The following is a 15901-nucleotide window of genomic DNA, read 5'->3' as shown; positions in this document are numbered from 1 at the left end:
CGCTCCTACAGTGATCGGTGTGTTTATTGCGCCGTGTAGATCTGGTCGAACACGCCACCGTCGTTAAAGAATTTCGGTTGGGCAGTTTTCCAGCCGCCGAAGTCTTTGTCGATGGTGACCAGGTCCAGTTCAGGGAATTGTTGGGCGTATTTGGCGGCGACTTTCTCATCGCGTGGGCGGTAGAAGTTTTTCGCCGCAATCTCCTGGCCAGCCGGGCTGTACAGGTGCTTGAGGTATTCGGTAGCGATCTCGGTATTGCCCTTTTTCTCGGCGTTCTTGTCGACCACGGCCACCGGCGGCTCCGCGAGGATCGACAGGGACGGCACGACGATGTCGAACTTGTCGGCGCCGCCGTCTTCCTTGAGCGCCAGGAACGCTTCGTTTTCCCAGGCCAGCAGCACGTCGCCCTGACCGTTGTTGACGAAGGTGATGGTGGAACCGCGTGCGCCGGTGTCGAGGATCGGCACGTGCTTGAACAACGCTTGAACGTATTCCTGAGCCTTGGCTTCGCTGCCGCCAGCCTTGAGGCCGTAGGCCCAGGCGGCGAGGAAGTTCCAGCGCGCACCGCCGGAGGTTTTCGGGTTAGGCGTGATCACCGATACGTCTTTCTTGATCAGGTCGCCCCAGTCCTTGATGCCTTTGGGGTTGCCCTTGCGCACCAGGAACACGATGGTCGAGGTGTACGGGGTGCTGGCGTCCGGCAGGCGGGTTTGCCAGTTTTCAGGCAGGGTCTTGCCCAGCTTGGCGATTTCGTCGATGTCACCGGCCAGGGCCAGGGTCACCACGTCGGCGCGCAGGCCGTCGATCACCGCGCGGCCTTGCTTGCCCGAGCCGCCGTGGGATTGCTGGATCTTGACGTTGTCGCCCGGGTGGGACTGCTTCCAGAAGGTGGTGAACTCAGCGTTGTAGTCCTGGTACAGCTCACGGGTCGGGTCGTAGGAGACGTTGAGCAACTCGTAGTCCTTGGCAACGGCGGAACCGGCAAACACGGCACTGGCCAGCGCGGCCAGGGCATAACGGCGAATCGACGACATAGAAGCTCCTGAAATTCTTATGTTGGCGCAACCCTGCAGGAGCGAGCTTGCTCGCGAAAAAACCAGGAGCACCGCGTTAAACCTGATGCGCTGCGTTATCGTTGGCGTTTTTCGCGAGCAAGCTCGCTCCTACTCGTGGCTTATTCTTAGGCGGGTTTGTTACCCGGGTTCTGCAGGCGGAATTTTTCCTTGCGTTCGATCTGCACCACTTGAGCGTTGTGTACGGTGATTTCCACCGCGCCAAACCGCAGATCGCGCAGGGCGCTCTGGATCTCACGCAAAATGGCTGCTTCGTCCTGGCCGTCGACGCTACGTAGAGATGCGCTCATGGTCTCGCTCCTGAAATGAATAGTGCCTGGCAGTGGCGGCACTGCTTGCGGCGTGAGAGCGATAGTAGATAAGCGGGGATATTCTTAAAAATACTATTTAAGAATGTTTATATAACCAGAAAGAATTTTCTGGCGGGGCGTGGGGTTGCGCGTGGGTTTTGAACCACAGCACTGAAATAAAGCCTTGTGCAGTTCCAATGTGGGAGGGGGCTTGCCCCCGATAGCGGTGTGTCAGGTTAGTGACTCTTGGCTGACCCACTGCCATCGGGGACAAGCCCCCTCCCACACCTGGACTGCATTTCAAGCTCGGATGGCGGGTGCTTGTGCCCAATTGATCTCGTCAGCCGGCACCGGCTTTCCAAACCAGTACCCCTGCCCCATGTCGCATTCCTGGTCCAGCAGGAAGCGGGCCTGCTCCACCTGCTCGATCCCTTCGGCATGCACCTGCATGCCCATGCTTTTGGCCAGGGCGATGACCACGCGCACGATGGCGGCGTCGTCTTCATCCCACGGCAAGCCGGCAACAAAGCCCTGGTCGATCTTGAGTTTCTGCACCGGCAGGCGCTTGAGGCGCAACAGCGAGGAATAGCCAGTGCCGAAGTCGTCGATGGCCAGGCACAAACCCAGCTCGCGCAGGCGGTGCAGTTGTTCAAGGGCGACTTCCGGGTCGTCCATCACCGCGCTTTCGGTGACTTCCAGCTCAAGGAAGGCTGGATCCAGCCCTGTATCGTGAAGCACCCGGCCCACGTGGTCGTAGAGTTCGCGCCGGGCAAACAGCCGGCTGGACACGTTGACCGCGATAAACCCCAACGGCGCGCCGTCCGCCAGCCATTGGCACATCTGGCGGCAGGCCTGGTTCATCACCCAGGCGTCGATGTCGGCGATCAACCCGGTGCGCTCGGCGATGGGGATAAATTCGCCCGGCGGCACCAGGCCGCGTTCCGGATGCTGCCAGCGCACCAGCGCTTCGACGCCAATCAGGCGGCTGTCCTGCAGGCCGTGCACCGGCTGGTAGTAGACGCGCAGCTCCTGCTGGTCGAGGGCGCGACGCAGTTCGCTGGCGATTTCCACACGGTTCTGCGCGTGAGCCGTCAGTTCCTCGGTGTACAAGGCGTAGCCCTCACGGCCCGCGTGCTTGGCCTTGAACAGGGCCGAGTCGGCGTTGCGCAACAACTGCTCGGCGCTCAGCGCATCGCTGGGGAACAGGCTGATGCCGATGCTGGCGCTGATAAACAGCTGGTTGCCGTCAAACACAAACGGCTCCTTCATGGCATCGAGCATGCGCTGCGCCAGGGCCGCAGCCTGCATCACCTGGGGGCAACTCTCCGCCAGCACGGCGAATTCGTCGCCGCCCAGGCGCGCCAGGGTCACCCCAGGCCCGAACAGCCCTGTCAGACGCACGGCCACCAGCTTGAGCAGTTGATCGCCCACATTGTGGCCCAGGCTGTCATTGATGATCTTGAAGTGATCCAGGTCCAGCAGCAGCAATGCACAGCCACGTTTGTGCACTTGTGCCGAGGCCAGCGCCTGCTCGGCGCGGTCGGTGAACAGCAGGCGGTTGGGCAGGTCGGTCAGCGGGTCGTGATGAGCCAGGTGCGCCAGTTCGTGTTCGGAGTCCTTGATGGCGCTGATGTCCGAAAACACCGCGACATAGTGGCTGATGTGGCCTTGCTCATCCCGGATGACGCGGATGGTCTGCCACTGTGGGTAAACTTCTCCGCTCTGGCGTCGGTTCCAGATTTCGCCGCTCCACTCACCGCTGCGTTCGAGGGTCTGGAACATCTGCTGATAAAAACGCGACGAATGGCGCCCGGACTTGAACAGGCTGGGTGGCTTGCCCATGACGTCTTCGCGCCGATAGCCGGTGATCTCCATGAATGCCCGATTGACGTGCACGATCAGGCCCCCGGCATCGGTGACCAGCACCCCTTCGCGGGTGCAATCAAAGACCGCAGCGGCTTGTTGCAGGCGCTCACGGTTTTCCTTAATGGGCAATTGCAGCTGGTGGGCCCGGGCGAAACGCACGCCCATCACGTAGATAGCCAGCGCGCTCAGGCCCACCCAGACATAGCCGCGCAGTTGCAGCCAATGCGCCAACGCCTGGGGTTCATCGATAAAGTTGATCAATAAGTGGTGGCTGAGCCTGAGCCATACAATGGAAATCAGCAGGTATACCAGCCCCGTACGTAGGGCTCCTCGGTATGAAAACAGCATATGGTCAGTAATCCTTACCAAAAAAACAGAATCGCCCTACGAAGGCTGAGGATTATAGAATAAGAAACATCCAGTCACTCCTATCTGAAAGGGTGGCTGGTTTTCTCTGTAGGCTTAGTGATAATGCATGAGCTGTTCTTTACTTTATCTGAGGGCCATACAGCCTATGTGGTACAACGGTTTTCTTGACCTGTCAGCCTGGCAACTGGTGGCAGTCACGCTGTTGATGACCCACGTGACCATTATTGGGGTCACGGTCTATCTGCACCGTTATTCAGCCCATCGCTCGCTCGAGCTCAATGCCGGCCTGAAACACTTCTTCCGCTTCTGGCTGTGGCTGACCACGGCGCAGAACACCCGCGAGTGGACCGCTATCCACCGCAAGCACCACGCCAAATGCGAAACCGTCGATGACCCGCACAGCCCGGTGATCAAGGGCCTGTCCACCGTGCTGCGCAAAGGCGCCGAGCTGTACCGCGCCGAGGCGGAAAACCCCGAGACCCTGCGCATCTACGGCAAGAACTGCCCGGACGACTGGATCGAACGCAACCTCTACACGCGCTTCCCGCTGCTGGGCGTGGCGCTCATGGGCGTGATCGACCTGCTGCTGTTCGGCACCATCGGCATCACCATCTGGGCGATCCAGATGATGTGGATTCCATTCTGGGCCGCCGGTGTGATCAACGGCCTGGGCCATGCCGTGGGCTATCGCAACTTCGAATGCCGCGATGCGGCGACCAACCTGGTGCCGTGGGGCATCATCGTGGGGGGCGAAGAGCTGCACAACAACCACCACACCTACCCCAACTCGGCCAAGTTGTCGGTCAAGAAATGGGAGTTCGACCTGGGCTGGGCCTGGATCAAGGTCTTCAGCTTCCTGCGCCTGGCCAAGGTGCAGCGCGTCGCGCCGATCGCCCACCGCGTCGAAGGCAAGGGTCACCTGGACATGGACACCGCCATGGCGATCCTCAACAACCGCTTCCAGATCATGGCCCAATACCGCAAATTGGTGATCGGCCCGCTGGTCAAGCAGGAGCTGGAGAAAGTCGATCACTCGGTCCGCCACCAGTTCCACCGCGCCAAGCGTCTGCTGTCGCGGGAAACCAGCCTGCTGAGCGATCGCCACCACGTGCGCATTCAAAGCATGCTGGAGCACAGCCAAGCGCTGAGCGTGATTTACGAGAAGCGTCTGGCGCTGCAGCAGATCTGGCTCAAGACCAGCACCAATGGCCACGACATGCTGGCGGCGATCAAGGAATGGGTACACGAAGCCGAAGCCAGCGGTATCCAATCCCTGCGCGATTTTGCCCATCAATTGAAGACCTATTCACTGCGCCCCGCAGGGGTCTGACACGACTGCGGGAGGGCTTGCCCTCCCGCACACTGGCTTTCTGACGCCATTTTACGGGCACCGCCAATCCAGCCCGATCACGGAACTTCACTGCAATTCCCCTCTCTCAAAGAACACTTCGCCATCATGGTGACCCCTTGTAGTGACCGCTGTTCCATCCTGCGGCGCGCCCAGAGAGAGTTGTTCCGATGGTTCACGAAAAGCCCTGCACGCCTGATGTGTCCTCTGCCCAGCCACCGCGCCCGGCGGCGGCGTCGACGCTGTTGGCGCTGATGCATGCCCAGGGTGAGGTCGAGCGCCTGAGTGAGCGTGAGCAGCTGCTCAGCTCGCTGCTGGTGAGCGTGAATGCCGTGCTGTGGGCCATCGATTGGGAAACCCGTCGCGTGCTGTACGTCAGCCCCGCGTACGAACGCATATTCGGCCGCAGCGCCGGTTTGCTGCTGGCCGACCATCGGGAGTGGCGCAACAGCATCCACCCCGAAGACCTCGACTATGCCGAACACAGCCTGGCCCGTGTATTGGACCAGGGCGCCGTGGAAGACCGCGAATACCGCATCGTCACCCTCGACGGGCAGATTCGCTGGCTCAGCGACAAATGCTATATCAACCAGCAGGCCGAGCCAGGCAAGCCGATGATCGTCGTGGGCATGGCCGAGGACATTACCGAAAAAAAGCACCTGGAGCTGGAACTGCATCGCCTGGCCACCACCGATGTGCTGACCCAGAGCAGCAACCGCCGGCACTTCTTCGAGCTCGCCAATCAGGCCTTTGAGAGCGCCTGTGCGCAGGGCACGCCGCTGGCGTTCCTGCTGCTGGACATCGATGATTTCAAAGACATCAACGACACCTACGGCCATCTGGAAGGCGACCAGGTGCTGCGACGTATCGCCGAAAGCGGGCGCGGGGTGTTGCGCCGTGGCGACCTGTTCGGGCGTATCGGTGGAGAAGAGTTTGCCGCCGTACTGCCCGGCTGCGCCCCGGAGATGGCCCTGCAGGTGGCCGAGCGGCTGGGCAGGGAAATCCAGGCGCTGAGTTTCAGCGTCGAAGGCCACGGGTTTACCGTGACGGTCAGCCAGGGTTTGACCAGCCTGCGCGAAGATGACTCAACGCTCGACAGACTGTTCGGTCGCGCCGATGCGGCGATGTATGAGGCCAAGCGCCAGGGCAAGAACCGCGTGATTGCGGGTTAGGTCGGGGGCAATACGGGGCTTGCCCGCAGCTTTTTTCAAGGTCTCTATTCCACGCTGCGCAGCTTGCGCCAAAACGCATTTTGCGCTTGGGCTACAACAATCACTCATAGCATTTTCTCTGTAGGACGACCGTCGAAAGATGGCAGCCCCGCGCTCCAGCGGACGCCCAACCCTCACCACAAAGATCTACCCCCCCGCCACCTCCTCGCGGTACTAAATTCATTCGCCATTGCCGCCGGTCATTCCTCCCGACCGGGCAGACTCTGGAGCATGAACCATGACCATCGGATCCACCTACGACTACCCCGCCCTGGTCGCCAAGCACTTAACAGCCCACGCCCCATCGTCATGGCGAGGCCGGTTCCCAAGTCCTCCGGACTTGTGCTTCAACTATCGCAAATTGGTCGAACAAGATTTTGGCATCGCCCAGGCAACCCAACCCGATTACAAAATCTGCATCGTTGGCGCTGGCATCACCGGATTGACCGCTGCGCGCGAATTACTCCGGTGCGGATTCAACAACGTCACATTGTTGGAACAGTCTCACCGGGTTGGCGGGCGTCACCTATCGATGCTCAATCGCGGCCAATCTCCAATGCTGGGCCAGACCCCCTTCGAAATGGGCGCCATGCGCATGCCCATGTTCAATCAGGCAGGTGAATCGCCTTTAGATGGGCAATCGCTGCTGGCCTACTATTGCAAACTCTTTGAACTGCAGCTGTCCGACTTTCCCAACCCAGGCACATCGCATGTACGCGACACAGGCATTTACCTGCGCGAAGGGTTACTTGAGGGAACGCCACAGCCACAGATGCTTATCTGGAAAAACCCGCAAGGCCACACGCCACCTCCGACAGAAAAATTGCAGGAGGTGTATGCCAAGTGGCGCCGTTTTGCCGATCAGATGACGCACGAAGTCGCCCAGATGTATGGCACGCCACTATGGGAATCCTTATGGGCCGCTATCGTCGCGCGTTACCAAAGCCTGTCCTTTCGTGACTTGGTGGCGTTGGCGAGCGTTACGTGGAGCACCCGTACTCCTGAGGACTTTGGCGGTCTCGGCATGACCCAGGAAGAGTCCACACTTTTCTATTCCATCGGTATCGGCGATGGCAGTTGGGGGGCATTTTATGACGTGTGCTGCCTCTATCCTTTACGTACTGCGATCTTCGGTTTCAGCAGTCAACTCCAACTGGTGCATGGGCGCGTCGGCATTAACGGCAATCCCGCTCCGTCACCGTATCTAGGGGAAACCACCCTCAAAGACTGCAATGACTTGCCGTTCGATGCGCCGCGTTACCTGGGGCTAACGGCACTGGACGAGTGCCTGCTTTTTATGGAGGCCAAGTTAAACGGCAAGTCCTTCTATGATCACAGTCGGCAACGCGGGAAGGGCTTTCTTACCGACACCTCAGTGACTCGCTTGACCAAGCTTGAAAACGGCCAAATCCGCTTGACCTATGACTGGCAGGTCAGTAGTCCCAGAGCCACATCAGAACGCCATGAAGATTTCGATGCCGTGATCATGACACTGCCATCCTGGATTATCGAAACACACATTCAGCTGGAAAACTTCAGCCAGGCGATGCTGCCGTATTCCGTCACCAATGCTTACAAAACCGCCCACTGGGAAACCAGTTGCAAGGTCTATGCGCCGCTCAAGAAAAGCTTTCTGTCGAAAAACAAAAAAATCCCCCAGATCATGGTCACCGACAGCTTTATCCACGATGTGTACACCTACCGCTACCACAACGCCTATCCCTATGACTGCATCTTGCTCAGTTACACCTGGGAGGATGACGCGACCAAACTGGCTTCTTTCGACGACCAAACCTTGGTCGATAAGTGCGTCACGGAACTGGACCGCATCCTGTTACGCAGCGCCAATATCAAAGCGACGATATCGCCCTACATCGACAAACAAAACGCCATCGTCCAACGCTGGGTGACCGACAAGAACGCACTAGGTTGCGCCAAGCTCTATCGCGCGGGGACCTACTACGACGCAGTCAGCTTGATGCAGTACAACCGGGACTATGCCCATGTCAGCGGCCTGTATCTGGCCGGGGAATCGTTTTCCGTGGATGCGGGCTGGACCGAGCCGTGCCTACGTGGCGCCGTCGACGCAGTGATCAACCTCTGCAGTACCACCCTCGCCAAGTTCAACGGGGGCTTTACCCTGGATGACTATCCCCGGTATCAAGGGCCGCTAAATCGATAGAGCAGCTGCCTACGACCCTAACGGAAACAGCCTACTGACGCACAAGCAAAAAAGACTTTCTATTAAACGCCCACCTGCTCCGGTGGGCTCATAACAATAAAAAGAGGTCTACACGATGAACGATTCCACGAGCCCAGTACGCGTCGCCGTTGTGCAATTTGATCCGCAAGTCGGTACCCACAATCGCGCCTCCAACCTGGAAACCAGCCTCAGTCTTGCCCTGCAAGCGGTGAATAATGGCGCCAATCTGATTGTGCTTCCGGAGTTGGCCAATACCGGTTATCTATTCAACAATCGCCATGATGCCTATCTACATGCCGAACCCGTTCCAGGCGGTCCCAGCCTGCGGGCGTGGATGGATTTCGCCCAGGCTCACCAAGTACATCTTGTGGCGGGCCTGGCCGAGCGCGAAGGCATGCAGCTGTTCGACACGGCAGTGCTGCTGGGCCCCGATGGCCTGATTGGCAAATACCGCAAGGCCCACCTCTGGAACAAGGAAAAACTCTGGTTCACCCCTGGCAACCTTGGATTCCCCGTATTTGAAACATCCATAGGCCGCATAGGCTTACTGATCTGCTGGGACATCTGGTTCCCCGAAGTCCCACGCATACTGACTCAGCAAGGCGCCGACATCATTTGCAGCCTGAACAACTGGGTGTGGACCCCGCCGCCCCTGTTCGACGAAGCTGGCAAATGCATGGCCTCTTACCTGACCATGACCGCCGCCCACGCCAACAACGTGTTCATTGCTGCCGCAAACCGCATCGGGGAAGAACAGGATGCGCGTTACCTGGGGTGCTCGCTGATTGCCGGCACCAACGGTTGGCCCATCGGCAAAATCGCCTCATCCGACGAGCAAGCGATCATTTACGCCGACATCGACTTGTCCAGCGCCCGCAGCGCGCCGATCTGGAACAGCCTTAACGACCTGCAACGGGATCGCCGGAGCGACCTGTATGACACGATGCTCGGCTACCACCTTCACCCGTGCCTGCCACGCTGACGGAGGGTCGATCATGGATTACATACCCACAAAAGTGTCATCGGACTCATCTGTTCGCCACCTTGTCATGCTGATCTCGGCTACGCTCATCCTGGTCGCGTCACTCACTGCGTTGTCGGTGTCTTACTCCACCTCGGCACCGGTACTCTGGCCAGGTTACAACGACATGATGGACAGCCTGCCCTCGCCAACAGCGTGGTTACGTTGGGTGGTCGGCGATATCAGCGAAGTGGCCTTCTACAAACACGAGTTCGCATCACTCGGTCTGCTGCTCGGTGGTGCTTTCGGTTACTGGGCCAGTCGGTACGCGCAAGCCTGGCAAGGCTTCAGCATCGCCTACGGCACGGGGCTCTGGCCTTGGTTGGTGACCAGTTCATTGCTGGGACTGCTGCTGAGCAACGCGCTCTGGGGCTGGACCCTGACAGCGGATTCCTGGCAACCAACGTTCGCTGCATTTGTGTCACTTCCGGCGGCCATGGTGTTGCTGTTTGGCGGGGGATGGAAGGTCACGCTCAACGGCGCCTTGCTCGGTGCGCTTCTGGTGACGCCGAGCTGTCTGCTGATGGTCAACTACCTCTGTATTCCCCTGGGTTTGCCAGTGGTGATTGGAAATGTCCTGGGCATGGCGTTAGGTAGCGTGGTCGCATTTTTACTCTGCCGCGCACTCCCGGCGCTGGTGAGCCGTGCAACTGAAACCAAGGCCGGCATCCCTCCCCCCGCCCCCCCGCTGAAAACACCCGACTACGGCATACGCTGGACGTTACGTCGCGTGCTGGCGGACTTCTCCGAAGCCCCATTCTTTGGCAATGAGTGGGCCAGCCTGGGTTTGCTCGCCGGGGTATTGCTGGCCTATGCATTAAATCCCATGAGCCCCGCTTATGGATCTGGATGGTTGCCACACCTGATTGCAGGTCAAGCGCTGACTTCTCTGATCGGCATCATCCTGTGGCGCCGGCAATGGCGCGAGCGTGGTTGGTACCCAACCTATGTGCCTCTCGTGTCTGTGGTGCCCGCTGCCGTCTTGACCTATGGCGGAAACGCGACAGTGATTGTAACCAGCGCATTGTTGGGAGCCCTGATCGCCCCGCCGCTGGCCTCCGCAATTGCCGGGCGCCTGCCTGACTACATGCATCCGTATATCGGCAACGTATTGTCCATGGCGATCAGTACGGTGTTGATCGTACCTTTGATCGGTATGGTGATTGCGGATTAACGCATCAGAATGGGCTGGTTTCCTGTTGCGGCACCTGCATCAGCGCCAAGGCAATGGCGTGGATCTGGCCCCGCATCCACAGTGCGTTTAACCAGACCTGCAGAATGCCCTGCGCACCGTAATACACACCTGCAACCTGGCCTACGATGGCGGCAGTGATGCCTGCATCGTCGCCCAGGTTCGCAGCCGCCAACCCCGGAGCGCGCAGACTAAACCTGCAGCGCCGCCAGCCACGCCAACAACTTTTCATCCTGGTTCGGGCCAGCAATGATTTGCAACCCGCAGGGCAGACCATCCACGGTTCCGGCGGGGACATTGATGGCGGGTAAACCAAGCAGGTTCCAGACGCTCGTCAAGCCATTGATGGCCTCTCGAATGGGATGTTCAACGCCGTTGACAGTGACGCTCTTGAGACCAAACCGTGGTGGCGTAATCGCGGTGGATGGCATTACCAGCAAATCGGTTGCTTTGAATAGTTCAGCCACTTCGCTCTGCAGCAACTTACGGCTTCCCAGCGCATTCAGAAACTGCCAGGCGCTAATCGCTTTGCCCGATGCGAGGCGAGTTCTCAGCTCACTGCTGAAATGGCTGCCCTCATCCTCCAGGTAAGCACTGTGCACGGCGTAAGCCTCTGCGAGCAGAATGGTTTTAAAAGCACTTTGAACCGCTGGAATCAACGCTTCGAAATCGACGGCCCGTTGTTCGGTACCAAATATCGCGTGGAATCGTGCACGGCAGCATGCAAGCACGCGCTCGTCCACATCGTGGATCGCCTTGGGGTCCACCCATACCGCCCGAGGTTTGTCGGCAGGTTTCACGCAGCTTATTGGCGAGACGCTAAGTACCTCCAGCAGTATGGCAATGTCTTCTACACATTGAGCCAGTGGACCGACATGGTCCAGGGTGGCGCTGACAGGGTAAACCCCCTCAAGAGAAATGCGCCCGTAACTAGGCTTGAACCCAACCACGCCACAAAAAGACGCTGGAATACGAATGGACCCTGCGGTATCAGTGCCGATCGCGATGGGGACCATGCCCCCGGCAACCGCTGCGGCACTCCCTGCGCTGGACCCACCCGTGACCCTGTTCAGGTCGTGAGGATTGTGAGACGGCCCCTGAAATGAAAATTCGCCCGTAGGGCCGAGCGCAAACTCACTGGTCAGCGTTTTACCAACCACCACCGCCCCGGCTGTCCTGAGCTGGGCGACACAACGCGCATCAGCCGTAGGCCAGTGGTTTTGAAACAGGTGAGAACCATACGTCGTAGGCATACCCCGAGTATCGATGTTGTCCTTGATTGCGATGGGGATACCGTGCAGCGGCCCGCGATACTGACCCTCGTCGATCTCCCTATCGAGCAATTGTGCGGTGTGAAGTGCCTCAGCCACGTTAAGCGAGACGAAGGCATTGATCGCAGGGTTCAGTTGATGGATAGCGTCCAACGCCGCCTGAGTGAGTTGAACGCAACGTACCTCTTGGTTGCGCACCTGTCGGGAAAGCTCTGCGACAGTTTTACCCTGGAAGAAGCCATGAGGTTGAGCCATGAGTGAAAAACCTCCTGCATATACGGGTGGATAGCAGGAACTCTGCCTGATCTCCAGGCAGATGTATGTCATCCGCTTCGCATAATGAGTTGGGATGAGCCCGTCAGATAAAGACACCGGCAGGAAAGCCTCGTGCGAGGTCCCATCGTCTTGCCGGCGCCAGATCGGCCCTGCCCCGTCCTGGATGGGGTAAGAGGTGCAGCAGGCCAGCGGTAATGCCTGCACATCACGCAAGAAGCCGCCCCGTGAACAAAAAACCGCATATGCGTTTTTTGCTCAGGGGGCGGCTTCTTTGCGCAGCGAGGTGGGAGCGAGTAGCTGCAAGCGTTTATTACTTGAAGCTTGTGGCTTGCCGCTTACAGCTCGGCAAAGCACTCTTCAATGATTGCCAGGCCCTTGTCCAACTGCTCGTCCGGCGAGGTCAACGGCACCAGTACGCGCAACACGTTGCCGTAGGTGCCACAGGACAGCAGGATCAGGCCCTTGTCACGCGCCTTGGCCACCACCGCTGCAACGGCAGCGGCGTTCGGCTTGTGGCTGTCGCCATCTTCAAACAGCTCAACCGCGATCATCGCGCCCAGGGCACGCACTTCGCCGATCACCGGGTATTTGGCCTGGATGGCCTTGAGGCCGGTCACCAGGCGCTCGCCGACGGCCTTGCAGCGGTCCAACAGGTGCTCTTCTTCGAACACTTCCATCACCGCCAACGCGGCGGCGCAAGCAATCGGGCTGCCGGCATAGGTGCCGCCCAGGCCGCCCGGGGCGATGGCGTCCATGTACTCGGCCTTGCCGCACACACCGGCCAGCGGGAAGCCGCCGGCGATGGATTTGGCAAAGGTGGTCAGGTCGGCGGCAACGCCCATCTGTTCCATGGCGAAGAACGTGCCGGTACGGCCGGCACCGGTTTGCACTTCGTCGGCGATCAGCAGGATGCCGTGCTTGTCGCACAGTTCGCGCAGGCGCTTCATGAACGATTTAGGCGCGACGTAGAAACCGCCCTCGCCCTGCACCGGCTCGATGATGATCGCAGCGATATCACGCGGCTCGGCATCGTTCTTGAAGATGCGCTCGATGCTGGCGATGGCGTCGTCGTCGCTCACACCGTGCAGTTCGTTCGGATACAGCGCACGGAACACGCCGCCCGGCATCAGGCCCATGCCGGCCGAGTACGGCACGACTTTGCCGGTGAGGCCCAGGGTCATCATGGTGCGGCCGTGGTAAGCGCCGGTGAAGGCGATTACGCCAGCACGGCCAGTGGCGGCGCGGGCGATTTTCACGGCGTTTTCCACCGCTTCGGAACCGGTGGTGACCAGCAGGGTTTTCTTGGCGAAATCACCTGGCACCTTGGCCGCGACTTTCTCGCACACTTCCACATAGGGCTCGTAAGCCAGTACCTGGAAGCAGGTGTGGGTCAGTTTGTTCAGTTGCTCGGTCACCGCCGCGATGATTTTCGGGTGCACGTGGCCGGTGTTGAGCACGGCGATACCGCCGGCGAAGTCGATGAACTCGCGACCTTCAACGTCGGTCACGGTGGCGTTCTTCGCCGATTCGGCGAAGATCGGGTGAATCTGGCCGACACCGCGCGGTACAGCGGCTTCGCGGCGTTTCATCAGGGATGCGTTGGTCTTGCTCATAAAGTCCTCATTCGCCGCTCATCGGGCGGCGTGGCTCAAGGATAGGTGGCGGAGAGGCAACTACGGCAGCATGCGATGATCGACTGCCACAGCTTTCCCGGCCACTGCGAATAACGGTGTGAAACACGCAAAGGGACAGCGCTCTCGTGCCCTCTGCGTTTGCTGCAATCGCGTGCCGGTCAGATGCCCAGGCAGAGGTATTTGATTTCCAGGTAGTCCTCGATCCCGTACTTGGACCCTTCACGGCCCAGGCCCGAGGCCTTGATGCCGCCGAACGGCGCCACTTCGTTGGAGATCAACCCGGTGTTGACGCCGACCATGCCGTATTCCAGCGCTTCAGCCACGCGGAACACACGGCCCAGGTCACGCGCATAGAAGTACGAGGCCAGGCCGAACTCGGTGTCGTTGGCCATCGCGATCACGTCGGCTTCGTCTTTGAAACGGAACAACGGCGCCAGTGGGCCGAAGGTTTCTTCCTTGGCCACGGCGGCGTTTTTCGGCACGTCGGTGAGGATGGTCGGCTCGAAGAAATTGCCTTCCATCGCCTTGCCGCCGGCCAACAGCTTGGCGCCTTTGCTCAAGGCGTCGGCAATGTGCTCCTGGACCTTGGCCACGGCTTTTTCGTCGATCAGCGGGCCAGTGGTGGTGCCTTCTTCCAGACCATTGCCGATCTTGAGCTTGGCCACGGCCACCTTGAGTTTTTCGGCAAACGCGTCGTACACCGAATCCTGGATATACAGGCGGTTGGCGCACACGCAGGTCTGACCGTTGTTGCGGTACTTGGAAATGATCGCGCCTTCGACGGCCTTATCCAGGTCGGCGTCATCGAACACGATGAACGGCGCGTTGCCGCCCAGTTCCAGGGAGACCTTCTTGATGTCCTTGGCGCATTCGGCCATCAACTGGCGACCGATTTCGGTGGAGCCGGTGAAGGACAATTTACGCACGATCGGGTTGCTGGTCAGCTCGCCGCCGATATCGCCGGCGCTGCCGGTGACCACGCTGAGCACGCCTTTGGGGATACCGGCGCGGTGCGCCAGCTCGACCAGGGCCAGGGCCGAAAACGGGGTCTGCGACGCGGGCTTGATCACCATGGTGCAGCCGGCAGCCAGGGCCGGCCCGGCTTTACGGGTAATCATCGCCGCAGGGAAGTTCCACGGGGTAATGGCAGCAGTCACGCCGATCGGCTGCTTGATCACGATCAGGCGCTTGTCGGGCTGGTGGCCGGGAATCACGTCACCGTAGATGCGCTTGGCTTCTTCGGCAAACCACTCGATAAAGGACGCGGCGTAGACGATTTCGCCCTTGGCTTCGGCCAGCGGCTTGCCTTGTTCAAGAGTCATCAGGCGGCCGAGGTCGTCCTGGTTTTCGATCAGCAGTTCGAACCAACGACGCAGCTTGTTGGCGCGCTCCTTGGCGGTGAGTGCACGCCAGGCCGGCAGAGCCTTGTCGGCCGCTTCGATGGCACGGCGGGTTTCCGCAGCGCCCATCTTTGGCACGGTACCGAGAATCTCGCCCGTGGCCGGGTTGTTGACCTTGATGGTCTGACCATTGTCCGCATCGACCCAAGCGCCATCGATAAAGGCTTGCTGGCGGAACAACTGGGTATCTTTGAGCTGCATGTCGGCTTTCCTTAACAGCACCGCGCGCACGCGGAGCAAATTAGAGTTGTTGAAAGGCGCCTGGTGGGCTGCCGTCAGGGAAATCAGCCCCAGCGCGCGGGAGAAATGAAAGAGCACGCGGGAGACAGAGCGTTTGAAATCTCAAACGAATCCTAGGATCAATGGGGGTACAGGGCAATAGGATGTTCGAAAAAAAGAACAAAATCGACGCATCTGTCAGAGTTTTCTGATCAGGGTAGTTGCGCTGGGTTTCACCGCACTGATCGGTGGTCCCCGGCCCAGAGCTTGCGCACGGCAGACTCCTACACTTAAAGGCCCAAAGACCGGCATGGACGCCCAAGGTCGACATGGGTATGATGTCGCCCGCACAAGCATCCGTAGCTCAGCTGGATAGAGTACTGCCCTCCGAAGGCAGGGGTCGTGGGTTCGAATCCCGCCGGGTGCACCATATAGCAGTCTCGGGCTGTCTCAGACAGTCTACGAAACACCTCAAGAAGCCCGCCCTGTGCGGGCTTTCTTGTTTCTGGCTATCCATCCCTGTCTACC

At 59.5% G+C, this 15901-nt stretch carries 12 protein-coding genes and 1 tRNA gene; 6 read left to right on the top strand and 7 right to left on the bottom strand.

Going from position 1 to position 15901, the window contains the following annotated elements; all coding sequences use genetic code 11:
• Positions 1-23: 23 nt before the first annotated feature.
• From BFQ04_RS05770 to dibA, 3 genes are all read right to left on the bottom strand, one after another.
• Positions 24-1034, bottom strand: coding sequence for a sulfate ABC transporter substrate-binding protein (locus BFQ04_RS05770; RefSeq protein ID WP_065949975.1), 1011 nt, complete (start codon positions 1032-1034; stop codon positions 24-26).
• Between the two features lie 146 nt (positions 1035-1180).
• Complete coding sequence (oscA, locus tag BFQ04_RS05765; RefSeq protein ID WP_010565387.1) at positions 1181-1363, bottom strand: sulfur starvation response protein OscA; 183 nt, start codon at positions 1361-1363, stop codon at positions 1181-1183.
• A gap of 300 nt (positions 1364-1663) precedes the next feature.
• Positions 1664-3577, bottom strand: a complete 1914-nt coding sequence (dibA, locus tag BFQ04_RS05760; protein WP_065949974.1) for a phosphodiesterase DibA — start codon at positions 3575-3577, stop codon at positions 1664-1666.
• Positions 3578-3743: 166 nt separating this feature from the next.
• Here dibA and desA point away from each other — a divergent pair, with 166 nt between their 5' ends.
• The 5 genes from desA to BFQ04_RS05735 all read left to right on the top strand — a co-directional run bounded on the left by desA (position 3744) and on the right by BFQ04_RS05735 (position 10555).
• Entirely contained in the window at positions 3744-4928 is a 1185-nt protein-coding gene (gene desA / locus BFQ04_RS05755; protein ID WP_057725344.1) for a delta-9 fatty acid desaturase DesA, read from the top strand.
• Between the two features lie 188 nt (positions 4929-5116).
• Positions 5117-6118 carry a sensor domain-containing diguanylate cyclase gene (locus BFQ04_RS05750; protein WP_065949973.1) on the top strand — a complete coding sequence of 334 codons (1002 nt, stop codon included), beginning with the start codon at positions 5117-5119 and terminating at the stop codon, positions 6116-6118.
• A 277-nt stretch (positions 6119-6395) separates the two neighbouring features.
• Positions 6396-8339: a flavin monoamine oxidase family protein gene (locus BFQ04_RS05745; protein WP_065949972.1), complete on the top strand. Its 1944-nt coding sequence runs from the start codon at positions 6396-6398 to the stop codon at positions 8337-8339.
• Positions 8340-8454: 115 nt separating this feature from the next.
• The gene (locus tag BFQ04_RS05740; RefSeq protein WP_065949971.1) at positions 8455-9342 is read left to right on the top strand and encodes a nitrilase family protein; all 888 of its coding nucleotides are present in this window, start codon (positions 8455-8457) and stop codon (positions 9340-9342) included.
• Between the two features lie 13 nt (positions 9343-9355).
• Positions 9356-10555, top strand: a complete 1200-nt coding sequence (locus tag BFQ04_RS05735; RefSeq protein ID WP_065949970.1) for a hypothetical protein — start codon at positions 9356-9358, stop codon at positions 10553-10555.
• A gap of 4 nt (positions 10556-10559) precedes the next feature.
• On the opposite strand, the gene BFQ04_RS05730 is transcribed toward BFQ04_RS05735, so the two are convergent.
• The 4 genes from BFQ04_RS05730 to gabD form a co-directional block, all read right to left on the bottom strand.
• Positions 10560-10748 (bottom strand): hypothetical protein, encoded by a 189-nt coding sequence (locus BFQ04_RS05730; protein ID WP_065949969.1) that lies wholly within the window; start codon positions 10746-10748, stop codon positions 10560-10562.
• Between the two features lie 16 nt (positions 10749-10764).
• On the bottom strand, positions 10765-12099 hold the full coding sequence (locus BFQ04_RS05725; protein WP_065949968.1) for an amidase: 1335 nt from the start codon (positions 12097-12099) through the stop codon (positions 10765-10767).
• A gap of 356 nt (positions 12100-12455) precedes the next feature.
• A complete protein-coding gene (gabT, locus tag BFQ04_RS05720) occupies positions 12456-13733 on the bottom strand; it encodes a 4-aminobutyrate--2-oxoglutarate transaminase (protein WP_065949967.1) in 1278 nt (425 codons plus the stop codon).
• Positions 13734-13912: 179 nt separating this feature from the next.
• On the bottom strand, positions 13913-15355 hold the full coding sequence (gene gabD, locus BFQ04_RS05715; protein WP_057725341.1) for an NADP-dependent succinate-semialdehyde dehydrogenase: 1443 nt from the start codon (positions 15353-15355) through the stop codon (positions 13913-13915).
• Between the two features lie 371 nt (positions 15356-15726).
• On the opposite strand from gabD, the gene BFQ04_RS05710 reads away from it, so the two are divergent.
• Positions 15727-15803: transfer RNA gene (locus BFQ04_RS05710), tRNA-Arg, on the top strand.
• The last annotated feature ends 98 nt before the right edge of the window (positions 15804-15901 follow it).

The sequence above is a fragment of the Pseudomonas sp. 37 R 15 genome, from assembly GCF_900004865.1.
GTDB lineage: Bacteria > Pseudomonadota > Gammaproteobacteria > Pseudomonadales > Pseudomonadaceae > Aquipseudomonas > Aquipseudomonas fluorescens_AM.
The sequence above is the reverse complement of the archived record's forward strand: the minus strand, read 5'-3'. Positions and strand labels throughout refer to the sequence as shown.